We start from the raw sequence: 24,972 nt of genomic DNA, 5'->3' as shown, positions 1-24,972 counted from the left end.
ATACAGGAATTGGGTGAGACTCACTTACCATATATTTTTTCCTTTTCCATAAAACCTACTCTACATTCTTTGAAAGGAGTTGAACACGCCCTAAATGCTGAGTGAAAACTCCTTATTACTAACTGATGCAACAAATTTTAAACACATTAAATTACAGAAAGGATAGTTTGGTTATTTGTAGTAACTGAACACGGGACTAATTTTATTCGGAAAAAAGTCAAATCGTCTTGACTTCATCGAGCCCTACATCGATTTTCTATTTTTCTACAGACATTTTTGGCAAGCCAAATCGTCCTTTTATATCTTAACTGAACACCTTTTCTGTAAAAACCTACTCTACATTCTTTGAAAGGAGTTGAACACGCCCTAAATGCTGTGTGAAAAAGATAAATTCTCTTGTGAGTATCGCTAACTGCAAGAATTTTCTATTTTCACTTTGCATTTTACGGGCTTAGTATCCTATGTCTAACATTCAAAACATGTCCCTGGAGGACATCATGGGAGAGCGCTTTGGTCGCTACTCCAAGTATATTATTCAAGACCGGGCTTTGCCAGATATTCGTGATGGCTTGAAGCCGGTTCAGCGTCGTATTCTTTACTCTATGAATAAGGATGGCAATACCTTTGATAAGAGTTACCGCAAGTCGGCCAAGTCTGTCGGGAATATCATGGGGAATTTTCACCCACACGGTGACAGTTCTATCTATGATGCCATGGTTCGTATGTCACAGGACTGGAAAAATCGTGAGATTCTAGTTGTAATGCACGGTAATAACGGTTCTATGGACGGAGATCCGCCTGCGGCAATGCGTTATACAGAGGCACGTTTGTCTGAGATTGCAGGATATCTTCTTCAGGACATCGAGAAAAAGACCGTTCCTTTTGCTTGGAACTTTGATGACACTGAAAAAGAGCCGACTGTTCTGCCAGCAGCCTTTCCAAATCTTTTGGTCAATGGTTCTACTGGTATTTCGGCTGGTTATGCCACAGACATTCCACCACATAATTTAGCTGAGGTTATTGATGCCGCGGTTTATATGATTGACCACCCAACAGCCAAGGTTGACAAGTTGATGGAATTCTTGCCTGGACCAGATTTTCCTACAGGATCTATCATCCAAGGCCGTGATGAAATTAAAAAGGCCTATGAAACTGGGAAAGGGCGCGTGGTTGTTCGTTCCAAGACGGAGATTGAAAAGCTAAAAGGTGGTAAGGAACAAATCGTTATCACTGAGATTCCTTATGAAATCAATAAGGCCAATCTGGTCAAGAAAATCGACGATGTTCGTGTCAATAACAAGGTGTCAGGCATTGCTGAGGTTCGCGATGAGTCTGACCGTGACGGTCTTCGTATCGCTATTGAGCTCAAAAAAGACGCCAATACGGAGCTCGTTCTTAACTATCTCTTCAAATACACCGACCTACAAATCAACTATAACTTTAATATGGTGGCGATTGACAATTTCACGCCTCGTCAGGTTGGGATCGTCCCAATCTTGTCTAGCTATATCGCCCACCGTCGTGAGGTCATTTTGGCGCGTTCCCGCTTTGACAAGGAAAAGGCTGAGAAGCGTCTTCATATCGTTGAAGGTTTGATTCGTGTGATTTCAATTTTGGACGAAGTCATTGCTCTTATCCGTGCTTCTGAGAATAAGGCTGACGCCAAGGAAAACCTCAAGGTCAGCTATGATTTTACAGAAGAGCAGGCTGAGGCCATCGTGACCTTGCAACTGTACCGTTTGACCAATACAGACGTGGTTGTCTTGCAGGAAGAAGAAGCAGAACTTCGTGAGAAGATTGCTATGCTTGCTGCGATTATCGGTGATGAACGGACCATGTACAATCTTATGAAGAAAGAACTTCGTGAGGTCAAGAAGAAATTTGCAACTCCTCGTTTGAGTTCTTTAGAAGACACTGCGAAAGCAATTGAGATTGATACAGCTAGTCTTATCGCCGAGGAAGATACCTACGTCAGCGTGACCAAGGCTGGTTACATCAAACGTACCAGTCCACGTTCCTTTGCGGCTTCAACGCTGGAAGAAATTGGCAAACGTGATGATGACCGTTTGATTTTTGTTCAATCTGCCAAGACAACCCAGCACCTCTTGATGTTCACAAGTCTTGGAAATGTCATCTACAGACCAATCCATGAATTGGCAGATATTCGTTGGAAGGACATCGGCGAGCATCTGAGCCAGACCATTACAAACTTCGAAACGAATGAAGAAATCCTTTATGTGGAAGTCGTGGATCAGTTTGATGATGGCACAACCTACTTTGCAGCGACCCGTCTCGGTCAAATCAAGCGTGTAGAACGAAAAGAATTCACCCCATGGAGGACCTACAAGTCTAAGTCTGTCAAGTATGCTAAGCTAAAAGAAGAGACAGACCAGATTGTAGCAGTGGCTCCGATTAAACTAGATGATGTTCTTTTAATTAGCCAAAATGGTTATGCCCTGCGCTTCAATATCGAAGAGGTTCCTGTTGTCGGTGCCAAGGCTGCAGGTGTCAAGGCTATGAATTTGAAAGAAGATGATATTCTCCAATCCGCCTTTATCTGTAACACCCCGTCCTTCTACCTCTTGACCCAACGTGGAAGCTTGAAACGTGTTTCTATTGACGAAATTCCAGCAACCAGCCGTGCCAAACGAGGACTACAAGTCTTGCGTGAGTTGAAAAACAAACCGCATCGTGTCTTCTTAGCAGGAGCAGTTGCAGAACAAGGATTTGTAGGTGATCTCTTCAGTACAGAAGTAGAAGAAAACGACCAGATTCTGCTTGTCCAATCCAATAAAGGAACAATCTATGAAAGCCGATTGCAAGACTTGAACTTGTCAGAACGCACTAGCAACGGAAGCTTCATTTCTGACACGATTTCAGATGAAGAAGTTTTTGACGCTTATCTTAAAGAAGTATTTACTGAAGCTAAATAAGTGAAATGAAGAATCAGTTCTAAGAGCTGGTTCTTTTTATTGAAGAAATTTTCTGAAAATTACAAAATATACTTGCTATTTTAGAAAAATAGTGTAGAATATAAGAAATAGGTTTTTAGAATAAGGAGTGGAATATGACAGTAACGATTGATTGGGAAAACCTTGGTTTCTCCTATATGAAATTACCTTATCGCTATATTGCTCATTTCAAAAATGGACAATGGGATCAAGGAGAGCTTACAGAGGATGCAACCTTGCATATTTCAGAGTCTTCTCCAAGTCTTCACTATGGACAACAAGCATTTGAAGGTTTGAAAGCTTACCGTACTAAGGATGGTAGTGTTCAACTTTTCCGTCCTGACGAAAATGCTAAACGTCTGCAACGTACTTGTGATCGTCTCTTGATGCCACAAGTTCCGACAGACATGTTTGTAGAAGCTTGTAAGGCAGTTGTCCGCGCGAATGAAGAATACGTACCACCATATGGAACAGGTGGAACCCTTTATCTTCGTCCACTTTTGATTGGTGTTGGAGATATTATCGGGGTTAAACCAGCAGAGGAATACATTTTCACCATCTTTGCTATGCCAGTTGGAAATTACTTTAAGGGTGGATTGGTTCCAACCAACTTCTTGATTCAGGATGAATACGACCGTGCGGCTCCAAATGGTACAGGTGCGGCTAAGGTTGGTGGGAACTATGCTGCCAGTCTCTTGCCAGGGAAATTGGCCAAGTCACGTCATTTCTCAGATGTCATCTATCTAGACCCATCAACTCATACAAAGATTGAAGAAGTCGGATCAGCTAACTTCTTTGGAATTACAGCTGATAATGAATTTGTAACACCATTGAGTCCTTCTATCTTGCCATCTATTACCAAGTATTCTTTGCTTTATTTGGCAGAACACCGCTTGGGCTTAACTCCTATTGAGGGGGATGTCCCAATTGATAACCTTGACCGTTTTGTAGAGGCAGGTGCCTGTGGTACGGCAGCAGTTATTTCGCCAATTGGTGGAATTCAGCACGGTGATGATTTCCATGTATTCTATAGTGAAACAGAAGTAGGTCCTGTGACTCGTAAACTCTATGATGAATTGACAGGAATTCAGTTTGGTGATATTGAAGCGCCAGAAGGTTGGATTGTAAAAGTAGATTAAAATAAACTAAAGGAGATTTTTTATGAAATCGAAAAAGTGGCTCTTAACAGCAGGACTAGTCCTGAGTACAACAGCTTTTTTAGTAGCTTGTGGAAAAGCTGATAAAGAAGCAGATGCACCGACAACATTCTCGTATGTCTATGCAGTGGATCCAGCATCCTTGGACTATAGCATAGCAACGCGTACATCCACAACAGATATTATCGGGAATGTCGTTGATGGTTTGATGGAAAATGATAAATATGGTAATGTTATTCCTTCTTTGGCTGAGGATTGGTCTGTCTCAAAAGATGGATTGACTTATACCTATAAACTTCGTAAGGGAGTGAAATGGTACACTTCAGAAGGTGAAGAATACGCAGAAGTAACAGCCCATGACTTTGTGACAGGACTAAAACACGTGGCTGATGGTAAGTCAGACGGTGTCTCTCTCATCCAAAATTCAATCAAAGGCTTGGACGCCTATATGACTGGTGAAACCAATGATTTCTCTACAGTTGGTGTTAAAGCTTTGGATGACTACACAGTTGAGTATACATTGAATGCGCCAGAAAGTTTCTGGAATTCAAAAGTGACTACAGCGACGATGTTGCCTGTAAATGAAGAGTTTTTAAAGGCATCAGGAAAGAATTACGGAGAGGTTAGCCCAGCAGGTATTCTCTACAATGGTCCTTATTTCTTAAAAACATTGACTTCTAAATCGTTGATTGAATATGAAAAAAATCCAAATTACTGGGATAAAGAAAATGTTAAAATTGAGAAGATTAAATTGACCTACTACGATGGTTCAGATCAGGAATCTTTGATCCGTAGCTTCTCCTCTGGTGCTTATACGACAGCCCGTCTCTTCCCAAGCAGCTCAAACTTTGCTTCGACTTTGAAAGAATACGGAGATAAAATCACTTATAGCCCACAGGACTCAAGTAGTTATTACTTTACTTTTAACGTAAATCGTCAGTCATACAATAAAACTGCGAAAACAAGCGAAGAGCAAAAGACTTCTACAAAAGAAGCTATGCTTAATAAGGACTTCCGTCAGGCTATCAACTTTGCCTTCAACCGTCATTCGTATGCTGCCCAGCTAAACGGTGAAGATGGTGCGGACAAGATTATTCGTAACAGCCTCGTTCCTGACAACTTTGTACAAGCAGGGGGTAAGAACTTTGGTCAAATCGCTCAAGCAGAGTTGGTGAACTACGGTGACCAATGGAAAGGTGTTGAGCTAGTTGACGGTAAGGACTCTATTTACAACCCTGACAAGGCTAAAGCAGCATTTGAAAAGGCTAAGAAAGACTTGGAATCTAAAGGGGTCACTTTCCCAATTCACTTGGATGTCCCAGTTGAACAAACAGATACCATCGCCGTTCAACAAAGCAACTCTTTCAAACAGTCTATTGAATCAACTCTTGGTGCTGAAAATGTTATCATCGATGTACTTCAAATGACAGATAATGAAAAAGAAACGATTACATCACAAGCGCGTGTTCCTTCTCAAAAAGACTATGATTTGAACAGTACAGGATGGGCTCCAAGCTATCAAGATCCAGCGTCTTACTTGAATATTATGGATCCAAAATCTGGTTCTGCCATGAAACACCTTGGTATTACGAAAGGAAAAGATAAGGATGTTGTCGCTAAACTTGGTTTGGATCAATATAAGAAATTGTTAGAAGATGCTGTTTCTGAGACCACTGACCTAGAGAAGAGATATGAAAAATATGCCAAAGCTCAAGCTTGGTTGACAGATAGTTCATTATTGATGCCAACAGCTTCATCTGGTGGTTCTCCAGTTGTAAGTAACGTAGTGCCATTCTCAAAACCATACTCACAAGTTGGTATTAAGGGGGATCCATATATCTTTAAAGGAATGAAATTGCAAAAAGATATTGTTACAACAAAAGAATATGACGAAGCTCTTAAAAAATGGCAAAAAGAAAAATTGGAATCCAATAGCAAATACCAAAAAGAACTAGAAAAACATATTAAATAAAGCAGAAAACTCTATATCAGACAAGCCTGATATAGAGTTTTTTCTTGCTAGTTTTAGGATTTTCTTGTAAAATAGAAAAAGTGAAGAGAGGTATGAAATGAGTAAGAAAGATAAAAAAATCGAAATTCAAGTAGCAGATGCCAAAGTTAATGTAGGAAAAGACAGTTTTGAAGGCTATACCTTGACCATTGGTAAAAAAGTTATCGGAGAAATTGCCGAATTAGACGGACAATTTGCCATCATAAAGAATGGGAATGTCGATAGTTTTTATAAAAAATTGGAAAAAGCTGTGGAAATTTTGATTGAAAATTATAATTTAGCAAAATAAGTCTTGTTTTTTTGAAATTTTCATGATATAATAGTCCATGTTGATTGTAGGAGAGATAGCGAAGAGGCTAAACGCGGCGGACTGTAAATCCGCTCCTTCGGGTTCGGGGGTTCGAATCCCTCTCTCTCCATTTCATCAATGGGGTATAGCCAAGCGGTAAGGCAAGGGACTTTGACTCCCTCATGCGTTGGTTCGAATCCAGCTACCCCAGTTCTTAGGTAATAATCAAGATAAAAAGCAAAATATCTTAGGGTATTTTATTTTTATAATTGAAAGACGTGAATGATATGAACATGTCCTTGCGGGTGCTTAGGAAAAAAATTATAAGTATGTCAAGTTTAAGAAAAACTTGATTGTTGGAGGATTTTTTAGATGAACGAATTTGAAGATTTGCTAAATAGCGTTAGCCAAGTTGAGACTGGTGATGTTGTTAGTGCTGAAGTATTGACAGTTGATGCGACTCAAGCTAACGTTGCAATCTCTGGAACTGGTGTTGAAGGTGTCTTGACTCTTCGCGAATTGACAAACGATCGCGATGCAGATATCAATGACTTTGTTAAAGTAGGAGAAGTATTGGATGTTCTTGTACTTCGTCAAGTAGTTGGTAAAGATACTGATACAGTTACATACCTTGTATCTAAAAAACGCCTTGAAGCTCGCAAAGCATGGGACAAACTTGTTGGTCGCGAAGAAGAAGTTGTTACTGTTAAAGGAACTCGTGCCGTTAAAGGTGGACTTTCAGTAGAATTTGAAGGTGTTCGTGGATTTATCCCAGCTTCAATGTTGGATACTCGTTTCGTACGTAACACTGAGCGTTTTGTAGGTCAAGAATTTGATGCTAAAATCAAAGAAGTTGACGCTAAAGAAAACCGCTTCATCCTTTCACGTCGTGAAGTTGTTGAAGCAGCTACAGCAGCAGCTCGCGCTGAAGTATTCGGTAAATTGGCTGTTGGTGATGTAGTAACTGGTAAAGTTGCACGTATCACAAGCTTCGGTGCTTTCATCGACCTTGGTGGTGTTGACGGATTGGTTCACTTGACTGAATTGTCACATGAACGTAACGTATCACCAAAATCAGTTGTAACTGTTGGTGAAGAAATTGAAGTGAAAATTCTTGATCTTAACGAAGAAGAAGGACGCGTATCACTTTCACTTAAAGCAACAACACCTGGACCATGGGATGGTGTTGAGCAAAAATTGGCTAAAGGTGATGTAGTAGAAGGAACAGTTAAACGTTTGACTGACTTCGGTGCATTTGTTGAAGTATTGCCAGGTATCGATGGACTTGTTCACGTATCACAAATTTCACACAAACGTATTGAAAATCCAAAAGAAGCTCTTAAAGTTGGTCAAGAAGTTCAAGTTAAAGTTCTTGACGTTAACGCAGATGCAGAGCGCGTATCACTTTCTATCAAAGCTCTTGAAGAGCGTCCAGCTCAAGAAGAAGGACAAAAAGAAGAAAAACGTGCTGCTCGTCCACGTCGTCCAAAACGTCAAGAAAAACGTGATTTCGAACTTCCAGAAACACAAACAGGATTCTCAATGGCTGATTTGTTTGGTGATATCGAACTTTAATCAAATTGAAAATTCACAAAATCCTTTGTTTACTAAACAAGGGATTTTTCTTTTGTCTCTGCTCCTTTTTTGATATAATAGTTCTATGTTAAAATCAGAAAAACAATCACGTTATCAAATGTTAAATGAAGAATTGTCCTTCCTATTGGAAGGCGAGACCAATGTTTTGGCTAATCTTTCCAACGCCAGTGCTCTCATAAAATCACGCTTTCCTAATACTGTATTTGCAGGCTTTTATTTGTTCGATGGAAAGGAATTGGTTTTAGGTCCCTTCCAAGGAGGTGTTTCCTGTATCCGTATTGCACTAGGCAAGGGCGTATGTGGTGAAGCTGCTGAGTTTCAGGAAACAGTCCTGGTTGGTGATGTAAGGACCTATCCCAACTATATTTCTTGTGACAGTCTAGCTAAAAGTGAAATTGTGGTGCCGATGATGAAGAATGGTCAGTTACTTGGAGTTTTGGATCTGGATTCTTCAGAGATTGAGGATTACGATGCAACGGATCGAGATTATTTGGAACAATTTGTCGCGATTTTGCTTGAAAATACGAAATGGGACTTTACAATGTTTGGGGAAAAATCTTAATGTATCAAGCACTTTATCGAAAATATAGAAGTCAAAACTTCTCCCAGTTAGTTGGTCAAGAAGTTGTTGCTAAGACTCTTAAACAGGCAGTGGAGCAAGAGAAAATAAGTCATGCCTATCTTTTTTCTGGTCCACGTGGAACAGGAAAAACCAGTGTAGCTAAGATCTTTGCCAAGGCTATGAACTGCCCAAATCAAGTGGGTGGTGAACCTTGTAATAACTGCTATATTTGTCAGGCAGTGACGGACGGTAGTTTAGAAGATGTCATCGAAATGGATGCGGCCTCTAATAATGGAGTCGATGAAATCCGTGAAATTCGTGATAAATCTACCTATGCCCCTAGTCTTGCCCGTTATAAGGTTTATATCATAGACGAGGTTCACATGCTGTCTACAGGGGCTTTTAATGCTCTTCTAAAAACGCTGGAAGAGCCAACACAGAATGTGGTCTTTATTTTGGCTACTACTGAATTGCACAAGATTCCTGCGACTATTCTATCCCGTGTGCAACGTTTTGAATTTAAATCAATTAAGACACAGGATATTAAGGAACATATCCACTATATCTTAGAAAAAGAAAATATTAGTTCTGAACCAGAGGCTGTGGAAATCATTGCCAGACGGGCGGAAGGTGGAATGCGGGACGCCTTGTCTATTTTGGATCAAGCCCTGAGTCTAACACAGGGAAATGAATTGACGACTGCCATCTCTGAAGAAATTACTGGCACCATTAGCCTATCAGCCTTGGATGATTATGTGGCTGCCTTGTCTCAACAGGATGTTCCCAAAGCATTAGCTTGCTTAAATCTTCTCTTTGACAATGGTAAGAGCATGACCCGTTTTGTGACCGACCTTTTGTACTATTTAAGAGACTTGTTAATTGTTCAAACAGGTGGAGAAAACACTCATCATAGTCCAGTCTTTGTGGAAAACTTGGCACTTCCTCAAGAAAATCTGTTTGAAATGATTCGCTTAGCAACAGTGAGTTTAGCAGATATTAAGTCTAGTTTGCAGCCCAAGATTTATGCTGAGATGATGACCATTCGTTTAGCGGAGATTAAGCCTGAGCCATTTCTTTCAGGAGCGGTTGAAAATGAAATTGCTTCGCTGAGACAGGAAGTGACACGTCTCAAACAAGAACTCGCCAATGTGGGAACTGTGCCCAAGCCAACAAGTCCAGCTCCTAGTCGCCCAGCGGCAGGCAAGACCGTCTATCGTGTGGATCGCAATAAAGTTCAATCTATCTTACAAGAGGCCGTTGAAAATCCTGATTTAGCACGTCAAAATCTGATTCGTTTGCAGAATGCCTGGGGAGAGGTGATCGAAAGTCTAGGTGGGCCGGACAAGGCCCTTCTAGTCGGATCTCAACCAGTTGCAGCCAATGAACACCATGCCATTCTTGCTTTTGAATCTAACTTCAATGCTGGTCAAACCATGAAACGAGACAATCTCAACACCATGTTTGGCAACATCCTCAGTCAAGCAGCAGGTTTTTCACCTGAGATTTTAGCTATTTCCATGGAGGAATGGAAAGAAGTTCGCGCAGCCTTTTCAGCCAAAGCCAAATCTTCTCAAACTGAAAAAGAAGCAGAAGAAAGCCTGATTCCAGAAGGATTTGAATTTTTGGCTGATAAAGTGAAGGTAGAGGAAGACTAAAGAAAGAATTCATGATACAATAAGTTTATGAATAAACAACAATTTATTATTATGGCGCTGTTTACAGCTGCTGAGACCTATTTTTTCAATGAAGCCTGGATGACTGGCCGCTATATTATGGCAGCCTTTTGGGCTATTTTGCTCTTTAGAAATTTCCGAGTCAGTTATGTGATGGGCAAAATCGTTGATGTCATCGATCAGCATTTTAATAGGAAAGACTAGCCCTCAGCTTCCAGACAAAATCAAAGCCTTTTAGGCTTTTTTTTGTTATACTATAAAAGTATATTTATAGACCTTTTACTCTATTTCTGGGGAAATCAGACGTTTTTCTAGTAAGTACTGTAAAAGTCTTGAAAAAGAAAGGAACTATCATGTCAGTATTAGAGATCAAAGATCTTCACGTTGAGATTGAAGGAAAAGAAATTTTAAAAGGGGTTAACCTGACCCTGAAAACAGGTGAAATTGCCGCTATCATGGGACCAAATGGTACAGGTAAATCGACTCTTTCTGCGGCTATCATGGGAAATCCAAACTATGAAGTTACCAAAGGTGAAGTTTTGTTTGATGGCGTAAACATCCTTGAGTTGGAAGTAGATGAGCGTGCGCGTATGGGACTTTTCCTTGCTATGCAATACCCATCAGAAATTCCTGGAATTACCAATGCTGAGTTTCTTCGTGCAGCCATGAATGCTGGTAAAGAAGACGATGAGAAGATTTCAGTTCGCGAGTTCATCACTAAGCTAGATGAAAAAATGGAATTGCTCAACATGAAAGAAGAAATGGCAGAGCGTTACCTCAACGAAGGTTTCTCTGGTGGTGAGAAAAAACGTAATGAGATTCTTCAACTTTTGATGTTGGAACCAACTTTTGCCCTTTTGGATGAGATTGACTCAGGTCTTGATATTGATGCCCTTAAAGTTGTGTCTAAAGGTGTGAATGCCATGCGTGGTGAAGGCTTTGGTGCTATGATTATCACTCACTATCAACGTCTTTTGAACTACATCACACCTGATGTGGTACACGTGATGATGGAAGGTAGTGTTGTCCTTTCTGGTGGTCCAGAATTGGCTGCGCGTTTGGAACGTGAAGGATACGCAAAACTAGCTGAAGAACTTGGCTACGACTACAAGGAAGAATTGTAATTCCCTCGTATCTTTTAGGAGAAGTAAATGACTAAAGAAAATATTAAACTTTTTTCAGAAATGCACGCTGAACCAAGCTGGTTGGCTGACCTCCGTCAAAAAGCTTTTGATAAGATTGAGAGCCTAGAATTACCAGTTATTGAGCGTGTCAAATTCCACCGTTGGAATCTGGGGGATGGAACGATTACAGAAAGCGAGCCATCAGCAAATGTTCCAGATTTCACAGCTCTAGATAATCACTTGAAGTTGGTGCAAGTAGGAACTCAAACTGTTTTTGAGCAAACTCCAGTTGAGTTAGCTGAACAGGGTGTTGTCTTTACAGACTTCCACTCAGCTTTAGAAGAGATTCCAGAGCTTATTGAGGAATTCTTCATGTCATCTGTTAAGTATGACGATGACAAGTTGGCGGCCTACCACACAGCTTACTTTAACAGTGGTGCTGTTCTCTACATTCCTGATAACGTGGAAATTGCTGAACCAATCGAAGGGATTTTCTACCAAGATAGCGATAGCAATGTGCCGTTTAACAAGCATATTATGATTATCGCTGGTAAAAATTCTAAAATTAGTTATCTGGAGCGTTTAGAGTCACGCGGTGAGGGAAGTGTCAAAGCAACTGCCAATATCACAGTAGAAGTGATTGCACGTTCTGGTGCTCAAGTCAAGTTTGCTGCCATCGACCGTCTAGGTGAAAACGTTACTGCCTACATTAGCCGTCGTGGTAAATTAGGCAATGATGCAAGCATTGACTGGGCAATCGGTGTCATGAACGAAGGGAACGTCGTTGCGGACTTTGATAGCGACTTGATTGGAAATGGTAGCCATGCTGACCTGAAAGTTGTAGCTCTTTCAAGTGGCCGTCAGGTACAAGGGATTGATACCCGAGTGACTAACTATGGTTGCAACTCAATCGGAAATATCCTTCAACATGGGGTTATTCTTGAAAAAGCAACCTTGACCTTCAATGGTATTGGCCACATTATCAAGGGTGCCAAGGGAGCAGATGCGCAACAAGAAAGTCGTGTTCTCATGCTTTCAGACCAAGCGCGTTCAGATGCCAATCCAATTCTTTTGATTGATGAAAATGACGTAACTGCAGGACATGCAGCTTCTATCGGTCAGGTAGATCCAGAAGACATGTACTACCTCATGAGCCGTGGCTTGGACAAGGCAACTGCAGAGCGTTTGGTTGTTCGTGGTTTCCTTGGATCCGTTATCGTTGAGATTCCAGTCAAGGAGGTTCGTGATGAAATGATTGCGACTATCGAAGAGAAATTGTCAAAACGCTAAGGGGAAGCCGATGTTAGATGTAGAAACGATTCGCAAGGATTTTCCAATTTTAGACCAGATTGTCAACGATGAACCGTTGGTTTATCTGGACAATGCTGCGACGACACAAAAACCACTAGCTGTTCTTGAAACGATTAACCGCTACTATGAGAACGACAATGCCAATGTTCACCGTGGTGTTCATACCTTGGCAGAAAGGGCGACAGCATCCTATGAAGCCGCTCGTGAAACCATTGCTAAGTTTATCAATGCAGGTTCGACAAAGGAAGTTCTCTTTACCAGAGGAACGACAACCAGTCTCAACTGGGTAGCACGCTTTGCTGAGGAAGTTCTGACTGAGGGAGACCAGGTCTTGATTTCCATCATGGAACACCATTCTAATATCATACCTTGGCAGGAAGCCTGTCGTAAGACTGGGGCTGAGCTGGTCTATATTTATCTCAGGGACGGTGCCTTGGATATGGATGACTTGCGAGTTAAATTGACTGATAAGGTGAAATTTGTCTCCCTAGCTCATGCCTCAAATGTTCTTGGAGTGGTTAATCCTATCAAGGAAATCACTCAAATGGCCCACCAAGTTGGTGCCATCATGGTGGTGGATGGTGCTCAATCTACGCCTCATATGAAGATTGATATTCAGGACTTGGATGTGGACTTCTTTGCTTTTTCAGGTCACAAGATGGCTGGTCCGACTGGGATAGGTGTCCTTTACGGCAAAGAGAAGTATTTGGAACAAATGTCACCCCTTGAATTTGGCGGTGAGATGATTGATTTCGTTTATGAACAATCGGCTAGTTGGAAGGAATTGCCTTGGAAATTCGAGGCTGGAACTCCTAACATGGCTGGTGCAATCGGACTTGCTGCTGCAGTTGATTATCTGGAAACGATTGGTATGGATGCCATTGAAGCCCATGAACAGGAATTGATCGCATACGTCTATCCAAAACTGCAGGAGATTGAAGGACTGACTATTTATGGTTCACAGGACTTGGCTCAACGTTCAGGTGTCATTGCTTTTAACCTAGGCGACCTTCATCCTCACGACCTTGCAACGGCTTTGGATTATGAAGGTGTGGCAGTTCGTGCGGGTCACCACTGTGCGCAACCCTTGCTCCAGTATTTGGATGTTCCAGCAACAGCACGTGCAAGTTTTTATATCTACAATACCAAGGCAGATTGCGACAAGCTAGTTGATGCCTTACAAAAGACAAAGGAGTTTTTCAATGGCACTTTCTAAACTAGATAGCCTCTATATGGCAGTGGTAGCGGACCATTCGAAAAATCCACATCACCAAGGGAAGTTAGAAGACGCTGAACAAATCAGTCTCAACAATCCGACCTGTGGCGATGTTATCAATCTCTCTGTCAAGTTTGATGCAGAAGACCACTTGGAAGATATCGCTTTTCTAAACTCAGGTTGTACTATCTCAACTGCCTCTGCAAGTATGATGACAGATGCAGTTTTGGGAAAGACCAAGAAAGAAATCTTAGAACTTGCGACAATTTTTTCTGAAATGGTTCAAGGACAAAAAGATGACCGCCAAGACCAACTAGGTGATGCAGCCTTCTTGTCAGGTGTTGCAAAATTTCCACAACGGATTAAGTGTGCGACCTTGGCTTGGACTGCCCTTAAGAAAACAATTGAAAATCAAGAAAAACAATAAGACAAGTTTCTTTTGTCTTATGAATCAGTAGAAATGAAGAATGAAAGAAAGGATATTATGGCTGAAGAAAGAGTAGAACCAAAACCAATTGATCTTGGTGAATATAAATTTGGTTTCCATGATGATGTAGAGCCTGTCCTATCGACAGGAAAAGGATTGAATGAAGATGTCATTCGTGAACTATCAGCTGCAAAGGGAGAACCTGAGTGGATGTTAGAGTTCCGTTTGAAGTCTTATGAAACCTTTAAAAAAATGCCCATGCAAACTTGGGGAGCAGACTTGTCAGAGATTGATTTTGATGACTTGATCTACTACCAAAAACCATCTGATAAGCCAGCTCGTTCTTGGGATGATGTGCCTGAAAAAATTAAAGAAACCTTTGAACGTATCGGAATTCCAGAAGCTGAGCGTGCCTATCTAGCCGGTGCCTCTGCCCAGTACGAGTCAGAAGTAGTTTACCATAACATGAAGGAAGAATTTGAGAAGTTAGGTATCATCTTTACAGATACGGATTCTGCTCTCAAAGAGTACCCAGACTTGTTTAAACAATACTTTGCTAAGTTGGTACCGCCGACAGATAATAAGTTGGCTGCTCTCAATTCGGCAGTATGGTCAGGTGGAACCTTTATCTACGTACCAAAAGGGGTCAAGGTAGATATTCCTCTTCAAACTTACTTCCGTATCAACAACGAAAATACTGGTCAGTTTGAACGTACCTTGATTATCGTTGATGAGGGAGCAAGTGTCCATTATGTAGAAGGATGTACAGCGCCAACTTATTCAAGTAACAGCTTGCATGCTGCCATCGTAGAAATTTTTGCCTTGGATGGTGCTTATATGCGTTATACAACCATCCAAAACTGGTCTGATAACGTCTATAACTTGGTAACCAAACGTGCTAAAGCCTTGAAAGATGCGACTGTTGAGTGGATTGATGGAAACTTGGGTGCCAAGACAACTATGAAATACCCATCTGTTTACCTTGATGGAGAAGGTGCGCGTGGTACTATGCTTTCTATTGCCTTTGCTAATGCAGGGCAACACCAAGACACGGGTGCTAAGATGATCCACAATGCTCCACATACAAGCTCGTCTATCGTGTCTAAATCTATCGCTAAAGGTGGAGGAAAGGTTGACTACCGTGGTCAAGTAACCTTTAATAAAAACTCTAAGAAATCTGTCTCTCACATCGAGTGTGATACCATTATCATGGATGACTTGTCAGCATCAGATACCATTCCATTTAATGAAATCCACAACTCGCAAGTTGCTTTGGAACACGAAGCAAAGGTTTCTAAGATTTCAGAAGAGCAACTCTATTACCTCATGAGCCGTGGATTGTCAGAATCTGAGGCAACAGAGATGATTGTCATGGGATTTGTGGAGCCCTTCACAAAAGAACTTCCAATGGAGTATGCTGTTGAGCTGAACCGCTTGATTAGCTATGAAATGGAAGGGTCAGTCGGATAAAATTTGATTTTAGATTTACTAAAAATCAAGGACTGTGAAGATGAACTTGTAATAAAAAATCGCGATTTTAAACCGCGATTTTTTTATAATTTCTCATTAACAAATCGGATAAACTGATTCCACCAAACTTTTAAGAAGAAGGCTTTTTCAATTTTCTTGTCTGCAACCATTTCGAAACTAGGGCGCTCTGTGGTGATGTAACCTTGACCGATCAAGTCCTTGTCTTCGTAAGTCAGATGGCCAACTACTGTTCCGGCTTCAAGTGGTGCTGGGATTGCTTTAGAATCAGGTGTGAATTGAATAGATTGGGAAGATTGGTTCCCAACACGTTCAATTAGATAGATATCCTCTGGGGCCACTGCAGTGACCGTATCTTCTTTTCCATCTTGTACAGGGGCTTTGCTATCTTGATAGGCATCGCCTTGCTGAACGATTTTGCGAAGTGTAAATGTAGAAGAAATATAATCCATTAGGGAAGATGTAGCTGTAAATCGAGCGTAAGGATTATTGTCTTGATGATCTGCATTTAAAACAACTGTGATAACCCTCATCCCTTTTTCCACAGTAGTACCAACAAAAGACTCTCCAGCCTTATCTGTTGTTCCTGTTTTCAGTCCATCAAAACCACCGCGATAAGCAGGCATACCTTCTAACATGTAGTTGGTAGAAGTGATTGTCATCCCAGCAAAAGTAGAAGAAGGTTTTTTGGTGATTTCTAAGACTTGTGGGTATTTTTTGATGAGGTTGCGGGCAACGATGGCAACATCATAAGCACTGAGCTTATTTTCATCATCTTTATTAGATCCTGGGTAAATATTATCTCCTAGAGTCTCGTTGTTCAGACCAGTTGTATTGACAACCGTGGCATCTTTGATTCCCCATTCCAGGAGTTTGGCCCGCATCATATCAACGAAGTCTTTCTCTGAGCCAGCAATTTTCTCAGCTAGGGCAATAGCGGCGCTGTTGGCACTAGATACCAGAGTTGCTTCAAGTAACTCTTCGACAGTATAATTACGGGCCTCCATAGGAACATTACTGGCTTCAGAATTTGTCGTCAATTGATAAGGATAATCAGAAATATCTACTGGGGTGGATAGTGTGATACTTCCCTTTTCCAGAGCTTCATAGACTAGATAAACAGTAATCAATTTTGTTATGGAAGCAATTTCGACAGGTTGCGTTGCATCCTTCTCATAGAGAATTTTACCAGTATTTGCCTCAACAGCAATGGCATGTTTAGCGGCAACGGTAAAATCTTGAGCAGCAACAGTAGAAGCACCTCCTAAAAGGGAGACAGTTAATAAAGTTAAAAATATTTTTTTCATAGTAGTCTTATTCTATCATAAAGAAAAAAAATATTCTTGCTTTAATAATTCATCCGTTAAGCTTTTTGAAAATATGGTAAAATAGAGTGAGGGAGGTAACTCATGTTTCGTAGAAATAAATTATTTTTTTGGACCACAGAAATTTTACTCTTAACAATCATCTTTTACCTATGGAGACAGATGGGGTCTTTGATTAACCCTTTTGTTAGCGTGCTTAATACAATTATGATTCCATTTTTATTAGGGGGCTTTCTTTATTACTTGACAAACCCTATTGTTACTTTCTTAAATAAAGTCTGTAAACTCAATCGTTTACTTGGTATTTTAATTACCTTGTGTGCTTTGGTCTGGGGAATGGTCATAGGTGTTGTCTATCTCTTACCTATTTTGATTAATCAGTTATCTAGCTTGATTATATCTAGTCAAACTATTTATAGTCGAGTACAAGACTTAATCATAGACTTATCTAATTACCCTGCGCTCCAGAATTTAGATGTAGAAGCTACAATTCAGCAGTTAAACTTATCCTATGTTGATATTCTTCAAAAGATCCTAAATAGCGTATCAAATAGTGTGGGGAGCGTCTTGTCAGCTCTTATCAGTACTGTTTTGATTTTGATTATGACTCCGGTTTTTTTGGTTTATTTCTTATTAGATGGACATAAATTCTTGCCCATGCTTGAAAGAACGATTCTAAAGAGGGATCGCTTGCATATTGCAGGTCTCTTAAAGAATTTAAATGCGACGATTGCTCGCTATATTAGTGGAGTTTCGATTGACGCAATCATTATAGGTTGTTTGGCTTATATTGGCTATAGTATTATTGGTTTAAAATATGCTTTAGTTTTTGCTATTTTTTCTGGTGTAGCCAATTTAATTCCTTATGTGGGGCCAAGTATTGGCTTGATTCCTATGATCATCGCAAATATATTCACTGATCCACATAGAATGCTGATTGCAGTGATTTATATGCTTGTTGTTCAGCAGGTAGATGGCAATATCTTATATCCTCGAATCGTAGGAAGTGTTATGAAGGTTCATCCAATCACGATTTTGGTTTTACTTTTGTTGTCAAGCAATATCTATGGTGTAGTTGGAATGATTGTCGCAGTGCCAACCTATTCTATCTTGAAAGAAATTTCTAAGTTCTTATCCCGTTTGTATGAAAATCATAAAATCATGAAAGAACGAGAAAGAGAATTAGCTAAGTAAAAGTCAGGAGAACCCTGATTTTTCTTTACTGGAAGTGGCCTTTAGATTAGAAGATTGAAGATAAGTTAAAGTCCTAAACTAATTGTCACAGCTAAAAATAGTAGAAGTTAATCTGATAAAAATCGAAAAAACCAGTGGATTTCGTGTCAGGGTAAGTTCCACTACTTTTCATAGTCTATTAAAGTTCGAATGAAACTTATTTATTTTAGCATAACAAGTGAAAAGTAGTCCGAATAATATAAGGATTGATTTTATAGTTTTTAAACTCAAATGAATTGAAATAAAGAGAGTAGGAAAATTCTCATCTGAAAGTATTTTAGAATAATTTTCTTAGTGAATTTCTTCAAAACAGATAGCTTTATCTTAGGTATGTGTTAATTGGATTTCGTAAGTTCTATTCACAATCGTAAAGTTATGCACTGAGAAAGTTGTAGTTAGTCTCCCAGTTTGCTAAATTTCTCGAATAGTATCTTTTTTAGGTACGTGATTTCCTTTTTGCATTTTTGTGTTAGATAAGGTATAATGGTTTTATTGTCTTTTGGGGTCGTTACGGATTCGACAGGCATTATGAGGCATATTTTGCGACTCGTGTGGCGACGTAAACGCTCAGTTAAATATAACTGCAAAAAATAACACTTCTTACGCTCTAGCTGCCTAAAAAACAGCAGGCGTGACCCGATTTGGATTGCTCGTGTTCAATGACAGGTCTTATTATTAGCGAGATACGATCAAGTCTTGTCTAGCGGCTTGATAAGAGATTGATAGACTCGCAGTTTCTAGGCTTGAGTTATGTGTCGAGGAACTGTTAAACTAATACATAACCTATGGTTGTAGACAAATATGTTGGCAGGTGTTTGGACGTGGGTTCGACTCCCACCGGCTCCATTATTCCTTTGCATTCTTTTGCATTCTTTTGCATTCCTTGGTAAAACGTTGTTAAATCAACGTTTTTTATTTTATTCTTTGGTATTCTTTTGCAAAAAAAGAATACAACATTTTGTTGTATCCTAAATATTAAATCAAGTCCTGAATTTTCTTAAGTTTTTATCATATTTTCTGTTATAATTAAGGTGCCTTAAGAAAAATAATGAAAAAACTAAATGTTTTTCATATAGTTTTCATTTTTGTGTTATAATTAAGGTGCCTTAAGAAAAATATTAAGGTGCCTTAAGAAAAATAATGAAAAAACTAAATGTTTTTCATATAGTTTTCATTGTTTTAATAGTTTAAAGTCAATCTTATTTTTCTCTAATAGAAAATAATGAAAAAGTAGGTTTAGAAAGAGGTAAGTATCTATGTCTTCTCATAAAAAAGTGTCACTCTCTGAGATTAATCAATCTATCGATACTCCAAATAACAATCATTTCTGGCAAAATTTAAATGCCTTTTTAGGTCCGGGTGCTCTTGTCGCAGTTGGTTATATGGATCCAGGAAACTGGATTACCAGTGTAGTCGGTGGTGCTTCCTATAAGTATAGTCTCTTGTTTGTTATCTTGATTTCATCTCTCATTGCCATGCAACTTCAGCAGATGGCAGGAAAGCTTGGTATTGTAACCCAGATGGACCTGGCTCAAGCAACGGCTCATCATTCACCTAAATGGCTTCGTTATAGTCTATGGGTGATTTTAGAATTAGCCTTGATGGCGACAGATCTGGCAGAAGTTCTAGGTTCAGCGATTGCTCTCAATCTTCTCTTTAAGATTCCGATTATGATAGCCATCCTCTTGACCGTGTTGGATGTTTTTCTCTTATTGCTTCTGATGAAATTTGGCTTTAAGAAGATTGAAGCTATTGTGACAACACTGATTTTAACCATTCTAGCAATTTTTACCTATCTTGTAGCCTTGTCACATCCAAGCTTCCAAGGAATCGTTGAGGGTTATCTACCGAATGCAACCTTATTTGAAAGTCCTTTGCCAGGGCATGAAAGTCAATTAACCTTGGCACTAGGGATCGTGGGAGCAACTGTTATGCCTCATAACCTCTATTTGCATTCATCCTTGTCACAGACTCGTAAAATCAATCACAAGGACAAAAATGATGTTCGAAAAGCCGTACGCTTTATGACCTGGGATTCTAATCTCGAGTTATCCTTGGCCTTTGTCGTTAACTCCCTTCTTTTGATCTTAGGAGCGGCTCTCTTTTTCGGCCATGCATCCGAGATTTCTGCCTTCTCTCAAATGTATAATGCCTTGCAGGATTCTACTATTGCAGGAGCTATAGCTAGCTCGACCTTATCAACCTTGTTTGCCTTGGCTTTATTAGCCAGTGGTCAGAATTCGACAATTACGGGTACCTTGACTGGACAAATCGTTATGGAAGGTTTCTTGCATATGAGATTGCCTCAATGGTTCATTCGTTTGGCGACTCGCCTCTTTGCCTTGCTACCTGTCATGATAGTTGCAGTTCTGTTTGGTCATCAGGAAAAAACCTTGGATCAGTTATTGGTATATTCACAGGTCTTTCTTTCAATCGCTCTTCCGTTTTCAATCTTCCCTTTGATTTATTTAACTTCTAAGAAATCACTGATGGGCGAATTTACCAATGCTAAATGGAATACCATCCTTGGTTATATTGTTTCCATTATCTTAACAATTCTCAATGTGAAATTGTTATTTGATATTTTCTAAGAAATTCACCCGAGTTATAAAACAAGCATATAAGAAAAAAGATACCCAAGATTTCTTGGGTATCTTTTTTAAAATAAACGGAAGACATGGGATTCGAACCCACGCACGCTGTTACACGCCTACCGCGTTTCCAACACGGCCTCTTAAGCCTCTTGAGTAATCTTCCAATACTTACTCAAATAGTCTACCATAAAGGCTCTCATCTTGCAATAAAAATTCTAGAAATAAGAGAAATGATAGATTCTGAAAGAAAATGATAAAAAATGCTTGACTTTGAAAGAAAGTATGATAGAATGAATAGTGTAAACGATAACAGGAGGTGATTCAGTGTTAAAAACAGAGCGGAAGCAACTGATTCTAGAGGAGTTAAATCAACATCATGTAGTTTCTCTAGAAAAATTAGTTAGTTTGCTAGAAACGTCAGAATCAACGGTTCGAAGAGATTTGGATGAGTTGGAAGCGGAAAACAAGCTTCGTCGCGTGCATGGTGGAGCAGAATTGCCCCATTCCTTGCAGGAAGAAGAAACCATTCAAGAAAAATCTGTCAAAAACCTTCAAGAGAAGAAGTTGTTGGCTCAGAAAGCAGCCTCTCTCATCAAGGAACAAGATGTCATCTTTATCGATGCTGGAACAACGACAGCCTTTTTGATTCATGAATTGGTTAATAAAAATGTCACAGTCGTGACCAACTCCATTCACCATGCTGCTCAGTTGGTTGAAAAGCAGATTCCAACTGTCATGGTTGGAGGGAGTGTCAAGATGGCGACAGATGCTAGCATCGGAGGCGTTGCTCTTAACCAGATTAACCAATTGCACTTTGATCGTGCCTTTATCGGGATGAATGGTGTGGATGATGGCTATTATACGACTCCTGATATGGAGGAGGGTGCTGTGAAGCGTGCTATTTTGGAGAATGCCAAACAGACCTATGTCTTGGTGGATTCGTCTAAAATTGGACAAACTTGCTTTGCCAAGGTAGCACCACTCAAACGAGCTATTGTTATCACAAGTCAAGGGCATGAGCTCTTGCAGACTATTAAGGAGAAAACGGAGGTAATAGAAGTATGATTTATACAGTCACACTCAATCCATCCATTGACTATATCGTTCGTTTGGACCAAGTCCAAGTCGGTAGTGTCAATCGTATGGACAGTGATGATAAGTTTGCTGGTGGGAAAGGAATCAATGTCAGTCGTGTCTTGAAGCGCTTGGATATTCCCAATACAGCAACTGGATTTATCGGAGGTTTTACTGGTAAATTTATCACAAATACTTTGGCTGATGAAGAAATCGAGACACGTTTTGTCCAAGTGGCAGAAGATACTCGTATCAATGTTAAAATCAAAGCAGACCAAGAAACAGAAATCAATGGGACTGGTCCAACTGTTGAGCCGGCACAGCTAGAAGAATTGAAAGCTATTTTATCTAGTTTGACTACAGAAGATACAGTTGTCTTTGCTGGTTCAAGTGCTAAAAACCTAGGCAATGTCATCTATAAGGATTTGATTGCTTTGACGCGTCAGACGGGTGCGCAAGTGGTTTGTGACTTTGAAGGACAGACCTTGATTGATAGTTTGGACTACCAGCCGCTTTTGGTCAAACCAAATAATCACGAGCTTGGAGCGATTTTTGGGGTTAAACTCGACAGTTTGGACCAAATTGAGAAATATGCTCGAGAGTTACTGGTTAAGGGTGCTCAAAACGTCATTATCTCTATGGCTGGTGATGGTGCCCTTCTTGTCACATCTGAGGGAGCTTATTTCGCTAAACCAATCAAAGGAACAGTCAAAAATTCTGTCGGAGCTGGCGATTCTATGGTCGCTGGATTTACAGGTGAATTTGTCAAATCAAAAGACGCAGTAGAAGCCTTCAAATGGGGAGTAGCTTGCGGAACGGCAACCACCTTCTCGGATGACTTGGCAACGGCAGAATTTATTAAAGAAACATATGAAAAAGTTGAGGTAGAAAAACGATGAAAATTCAAGACCTATTGAGAAAAGATGTCATGTTGCTGGATTTGCAAGCAACTGAAAAAACAGCTGTCATCGAAGAGATGATTAAAAGCTTGACAGACCACGGTTATGTGACAGATTTTGAAACCTTTAAAGAAGGCATTTTGGCGCGTGAAGCTTTGACTTCTACTGGTTTGGGTGACGGAATCGCAATGCCTCACAGCAAAAATGCCGCTGTCAAAGAAGCGACAGTTCTCTTTGCCAAGTCAAACAAGGGTGTCGACTATGAGAGCTTGGATAGGCAACCAACTGACCTTTTCTTTATGATTGCAGCTCCAGAAGGAGCCAATGACACTCACTTGGCAGCCTTGGCAGAATTGTCTCAATACTTGATGAAAGATGGCTTTGCTGATAAACTTCGTCAAGTAACATCAGCTGACCAAGTCATTGAACTTTTTGACCAAGCTTCAGAAAAAACTGAGGAACCTGTTCAAGCACCTGCTAATGACTCTGGTGACTTTATCGTAGCTGTTACAGCTTGTACGACAGGTATTGCCCACACTTACATGGCCCAAGAAGCCCTTCAAAAAGTGGCTGCTGAAATGGGTATTGGAATTAAGGTCGAAACCAACGGTGCTAGCGGTGTTGGAAACCAACTAACTGCTGAGGACATCCGCAAGGCTAAAGCTGTTATCATCGCTGCAGACAAGGCAGTTGAGATGGATCGTTTTGATGGTAAACCATTGATCAATCGTCCGGTTGCTGACGGTATCCGTAAGACAGAAGAGTTGATCAACTTGGCTCTTTCTGGAGATGCTGAAGTCTACTGTGCTGCTAATGGTGCAAAAGCTGCAACAGCCTCTAACGAAAAACAAAGCCTTGGTGGTGCCTTCTACAAACACTTGATGAGTGGTGTATCGCAAATGTTGCCATTCGTTATCGGTGGTGGTATCATGATTGCCCTTGCCTTCTTGATTGACGGTGCTTTGGGTGTTCCAAATGAAAATCTTGGCAATCTTGGTTCCTACCATGAACTAGCTTCTATGTTTATGAAAATTGGTGGAGCGGCCTTTGGTTTGATGCTTCCAGTCTTTGCAGGTTATGTTGCCTACTCTATCGCTGAAAAACCAGGCTTGGTAGCAGGTTTCGTGGCTGGTGCTATTGCCAAAGAAGGTTTTGCCTTTGGTAAAATTCCTTATGCCGCAGGTGGTGAAGCAACTTCAACTCTTGCAGGTGTCTCATCTGGTTTCCTAGGTGCCCTTGTTGGTGGATTTATCGCAGGTGCTTTAGTTCTTGCTATCAAGAAATATGTCAAAGTTCCACGTTCACTTGAAGGTGCTAAATCAATCCTTCTTTTGCCACTTCTTGGAACAATCTTGACTGGATTTGTCATGCTAGCTGTTAATATCCCAATGGCAGCAATCAACACTGCTATGAATGACTTCCTAGGTGGTCTTGGAGGAGGTTCAGCTGTCCTTCTTGGTATCGTCCTTGGTGGAATGATGGCTGTTGACATGGGTGGACCAGTTAACAAAGCGGCTTATGTCTTTGGTACAGGTACGCTTGCAGCGTCTGTTTCTTCAGGTGGTTCTGTGGCTATGGCAGCAGTTATGGCTGGAGGAATGGTGCCACCACTTGCAATCTTTGTCGCAACTCTTCTTTTCAAAGATAAATTTACTAAGGAAGAACGCAACTCAGGTTTGACAAACATCATCATGGGCTTGTCATTTATCACTGAGGGAGCGATTCCATTTGGTGCCGCTGACCCAGCTCGTGCTATCCCAAGCTTCATCCTTGGTTCAGCAGTAGCAGGTGGACTCGTTGGTCTTACTGGTATCAAACTCATGGCGCCACACGGAGGAATCTTCGTTATCGCGCTTACTTCAAATGCTCTTCTTTACCTCGTTTCTGTCTTGGTAGGAGCAATCGTAAGTGGTGTGGTTTATGGTTACCTACGCAAACCACAAGCATAAAAATTAGATAGAAAATAAAAAGATTGGACCGTTTGGTGCAGTCTTTTTTAAAGAATTTGACAAACAAGTTTTTGAATGATATTCTAAAATAAA

Annotated in this window: 19 protein-coding genes, 3 tRNA genes and 1 other RNA gene; 21 read left to right on the top strand and 2 right to left on the bottom strand. The window is 40.4% G+C overall.

Annotation, left to right across the window (positions count from 1 at the left end; genetic code table 11):
- Positions 1-461 precede the first annotated feature (461 nt).
- The 15 genes from parC (at position 462) to sufB (ending at position 15,787) form a co-directional block, all read left to right on the top strand.
- Positions 462-2,933 (top strand): DNA topoisomerase IV subunit A, encoded by a 2,472-nt coding sequence (gene parC, locus HT730_RS02195; protein ID WP_173306670.1) that lies wholly within the window; start codon positions 462-464, stop codon positions 2,931-2,933.
- 134 nt (positions 2,934-3,067) lie between these two features.
- Complete coding sequence (locus HT730_RS02190; protein WP_000218998.1) at positions 3,068-4,090, top strand: branched-chain amino acid aminotransferase; 1,023 nt, start codon at positions 3,068-3,070, stop codon at positions 4,088-4,090.
- A gap of 22 nt (positions 4,091-4,112) precedes the next feature.
- Positions 4,113-6,080, top strand: a complete 1,968-nt coding sequence (locus HT730_RS02185) for a peptide ABC transporter substrate-binding protein (RefSeq protein ID WP_173306669.1) — start codon at positions 4,113-4,115, stop codon at positions 6,078-6,080.
- A gap of 97 nt (positions 6,081-6,177) precedes the next feature.
- On the top strand, positions 6,178-6,408 hold the full coding sequence (locus HT730_RS02180) for a DUF2969 domain-containing protein (protein WP_000037113.1): 231 nt from the start codon (positions 6,178-6,180) through the stop codon (positions 6,406-6,408).
- 49 nt (positions 6,409-6,457) lie between these two features.
- Positions 6,458-6,538: transfer RNA gene (locus HT730_RS02175), tRNA-Tyr, on the top strand.
- Positions 6,539-6,547: 9 nt separating this feature from the next.
- A tRNA-Gln gene (locus HT730_RS02170) sits at positions 6,548-6,619 on the top strand.
- A gap of 161 nt (positions 6,620-6,780) precedes the next feature.
- Positions 6,781-7,983, top strand: coding sequence for a 30S ribosomal protein S1 (gene rpsA, locus HT730_RS02165; RefSeq protein ID WP_112443543.1), 1,203 nt, complete (start codon positions 6,781-6,783; stop codon positions 7,981-7,983).
- Between the two features lie 85 nt (positions 7,984-8,068).
- Complete coding sequence (locus tag HT730_RS02160) at positions 8,069-8,566, top strand: GAF domain-containing protein (RefSeq protein WP_173277424.1); 498 nt, start codon at positions 8,069-8,071, stop codon at positions 8,564-8,566.
- Positions 8,566-10,221 (top strand): DNA polymerase III subunit gamma/tau, encoded by a 1,656-nt coding sequence (gene dnaX / locus HT730_RS02155; RefSeq protein WP_173277422.1) that lies wholly within the window; start codon positions 8,566-8,568, stop codon positions 10,219-10,221. The genes HT730_RS02160 and dnaX overlap by 1 nt, the downstream gene beginning before the upstream one ends.
- A 27-nt stretch (positions 10,222-10,248) precedes the next feature.
- The gene (locus tag HT730_RS02150) at positions 10,249-10,443 is read left to right on the top strand and encodes a DUF3272 domain-containing protein (RefSeq protein WP_001041547.1); all 195 of its coding nucleotides are present in this window, start codon (positions 10,249-10,251) and stop codon (positions 10,441-10,443) included.
- Between the two features lie 149 nt (positions 10,444-10,592).
- On the top strand, positions 10,593-11,363 hold the full coding sequence (sufC, locus tag HT730_RS02145) for a Fe-S cluster assembly ATPase SufC (protein WP_049509813.1): 771 nt from the start codon (positions 10,593-10,595) through the stop codon (positions 11,361-11,363).
- Between the two features lie 27 nt (positions 11,364-11,390).
- Positions 11,391-12,653, top strand: coding sequence for a Fe-S cluster assembly protein SufD (gene sufD, locus HT730_RS02140; RefSeq protein WP_173306668.1), 1,263 nt, complete (start codon positions 11,391-11,393; stop codon positions 12,651-12,653).
- Between the two features lie 10 nt (positions 12,654-12,663).
- Positions 12,664-13,890, top strand: coding sequence for a cysteine desulfurase (locus HT730_RS02135; protein WP_173306667.1), 1,227 nt, complete (start codon positions 12,664-12,666; stop codon positions 13,888-13,890).
- Positions 13,877-14,317 (top strand): Fe-S cluster assembly sulfur transfer protein SufU, encoded by a 441-nt coding sequence (gene sufU / locus HT730_RS02130; protein ID WP_112443549.1) that lies wholly within the window; start codon positions 13,877-13,879, stop codon positions 14,315-14,317. Before HT730_RS02135 ends, sufU begins: the two co-directional genes overlap by 14 nt.
- Before the next feature lie 57 nt (positions 14,318-14,374).
- Complete coding sequence (sufB, locus tag HT730_RS02125; RefSeq protein WP_000797046.1) at positions 14,375-15,787, top strand: Fe-S cluster assembly protein SufB; 1,413 nt, start codon at positions 14,375-14,377, stop codon at positions 15,785-15,787.
- A gap of 83 nt (positions 15,788-15,870) precedes the next feature.
- On the opposite strand, the gene pbp3 is transcribed toward sufB, so the two are convergent.
- A complete protein-coding gene (pbp3, locus tag HT730_RS02120; RefSeq protein WP_173306666.1) occupies positions 15,871-17,112 on the bottom strand; it encodes a D-alanyl-D-alanine carboxypeptidase PBP3 in 1,242 nt (413 codons plus the stop codon).
- A gap of 102 nt (positions 17,113-17,214) precedes the next feature.
- Between pbp3 and cozE the strand changes: the two genes are divergently transcribed.
- The 3 genes from cozE (at position 17,215) to HT730_RS02105 (ending at position 20,954) form a co-directional block, all read left to right on the top strand.
- Positions 17,215-18,324: a cell elongation protein CozE gene (cozE, locus tag HT730_RS02115; protein WP_050219086.1), complete on the top strand. Its 1,110-nt coding sequence runs from the start codon at positions 17,215-17,217 to the stop codon at positions 18,322-18,324.
- A gap of 540 nt (positions 18,325-18,864) precedes the next feature.
- Positions 18,865-19,212: a transfer-messenger RNA gene (gene ssrA / locus HT730_RS02110) on the top strand.
- A 407-nt stretch (positions 19,213-19,619) separates the two neighbouring features.
- On the top strand, positions 19,620-20,954 hold the full coding sequence (locus tag HT730_RS02105; protein WP_173306665.1) for an Nramp family divalent metal transporter: 1,335 nt from the start codon (positions 19,620-19,622) through the stop codon (positions 20,952-20,954).
- Between the two features lie 78 nt (positions 20,955-21,032).
- Here the strand turns inward: HT730_RS02105 and HT730_RS02100 are convergent.
- Positions 21,033-21,120: transfer RNA gene (locus tag HT730_RS02100), tRNA-Ser, on the bottom strand.
- A gap of 161 nt (positions 21,121-21,281) precedes the next feature.
- On the opposite strand from HT730_RS02100, the gene HT730_RS02095 reads away from it, so the two are divergent.
- From HT730_RS02095 to HT730_RS02085, 3 genes are read left to right on the top strand one after another with little or no spacing between them, the layout of a single operon-like run.
- Positions 21,282-22,022, top strand: coding sequence for a DeoR/GlpR family DNA-binding transcription regulator (locus HT730_RS02095; protein ID WP_004258386.1), 741 nt, complete (start codon positions 21,282-21,284; stop codon positions 22,020-22,022).
- Complete coding sequence (gene pfkB, locus HT730_RS02090) at positions 22,019-22,930, top strand: 1-phosphofructokinase (RefSeq protein WP_173306664.1); 912 nt, start codon at positions 22,019-22,021, stop codon at positions 22,928-22,930. The genes HT730_RS02095 and pfkB overlap by 4 nt, the downstream gene beginning before the upstream one ends.
- Positions 22,927-24,879, top strand: a complete 1,953-nt coding sequence (locus HT730_RS02085) for a fructose-specific PTS transporter subunit EIIC (RefSeq protein WP_173306663.1) — start codon at positions 22,927-22,929, stop codon at positions 24,877-24,879. Before pfkB ends, HT730_RS02085 begins: the two co-directional genes overlap by 4 nt.
- Positions 24,880-24,972 lie beyond the last annotated feature (93 nt).

The organism is Streptococcus sp. k-628 (genome assembly GCF_013277475.1).
GTDB lineage: Bacteria > Bacillota > Bacilli > Lactobacillales > Streptococcaceae > Streptococcus.
The sequence above is the reverse complement of the archived record's forward strand: the minus strand, read 5'-3'. Positions and strand labels throughout refer to the sequence as shown.

Coding starts and splice junctions, on each gene's coding strand:
- cozE (WP_050219086.1), top strand. CDS start 17,215: ATGTTTCGTAGAAATAAATTATTTTTTTGGACCACAGAAATTTTACTC.
- HT730_RS02180 (WP_000037113.1), top strand. CDS start 6,178: ATGAGTAAGAAAGATAAAAAAATCGAAATTCAAGTAGCAGATGCCAAA.
- dnaX (WP_173277422.1), top strand. CDS start 8,566: ATGTATCAAGCACTTTATCGAAAATATAGAAGTCAAAACTTCTCCCAG.
- HT730_RS02185 (WP_173306669.1), top strand. CDS start 4,113: ATGAAATCGAAAAAGTGGCTCTTAACAGCAGGACTAGTCCTGAGTACA.
- sufU (WP_112443549.1), top strand. CDS start 13,877: ATGGCACTTTCTAAACTAGATAGCCTCTATATGGCAGTGGTAGCGGAC.
- sufC (WP_049509813.1), top strand. CDS start 10,593: ATGTCAGTATTAGAGATCAAAGATCTTCACGTTGAGATTGAAGGAAAA.
- HT730_RS02135 (WP_173306667.1), top strand. CDS start 12,664: ATGTTAGATGTAGAAACGATTCGCAAGGATTTTCCAATTTTAGACCAG.
- sufB (WP_000797046.1), top strand. CDS start 14,375: ATGGCTGAAGAAAGAGTAGAACCAAAACCAATTGATCTTGGTGAATAT.
- HT730_RS02150 (WP_001041547.1), top strand. CDS start 10,249: ATGAATAAACAACAATTTATTATTATGGCGCTGTTTACAGCTGCTGAG.
- HT730_RS02190 (WP_000218998.1), top strand. CDS start 3,068: ATGACAGTAACGATTGATTGGGAAAACCTTGGTTTCTCCTATATGAAA.
- rpsA (WP_112443543.1), top strand. CDS start 6,781: ATGAACGAATTTGAAGATTTGCTAAATAGCGTTAGCCAAGTTGAGACT.
- parC (WP_173306670.1), top strand. CDS start 462: ATGTCTAACATTCAAAACATGTCCCTGGAGGACATCATGGGAGAGCGC.
- HT730_RS02160 (WP_173277424.1), top strand. CDS start 8,069: ATGTTAAAATCAGAAAAACAATCACGTTATCAAATGTTAAATGAAGAA.
- pfkB (WP_173306664.1), top strand. CDS start 22,019: ATGATTTATACAGTCACACTCAATCCATCCATTGACTATATCGTTCGT.
- HT730_RS02105 (WP_173306665.1), top strand. CDS start 19,620: ATGTCTTCTCATAAAAAAGTGTCACTCTCTGAGATTAATCAATCTATC.
- pbp3 (WP_173306666.1), bottom strand. CDS start 17,112: ATGAAAAAAATATTTTTAACTTTATTAACTGTCTCCCTTTTAGGAGGT.
- sufD (WP_173306668.1), top strand. CDS start 11,391: ATGACTAAAGAAAATATTAAACTTTTTTCAGAAATGCACGCTGAACCA.
- HT730_RS02085 (WP_173306663.1), top strand. CDS start 22,927: ATGAAAATTCAAGACCTATTGAGAAAAGATGTCATGTTGCTGGATTTG.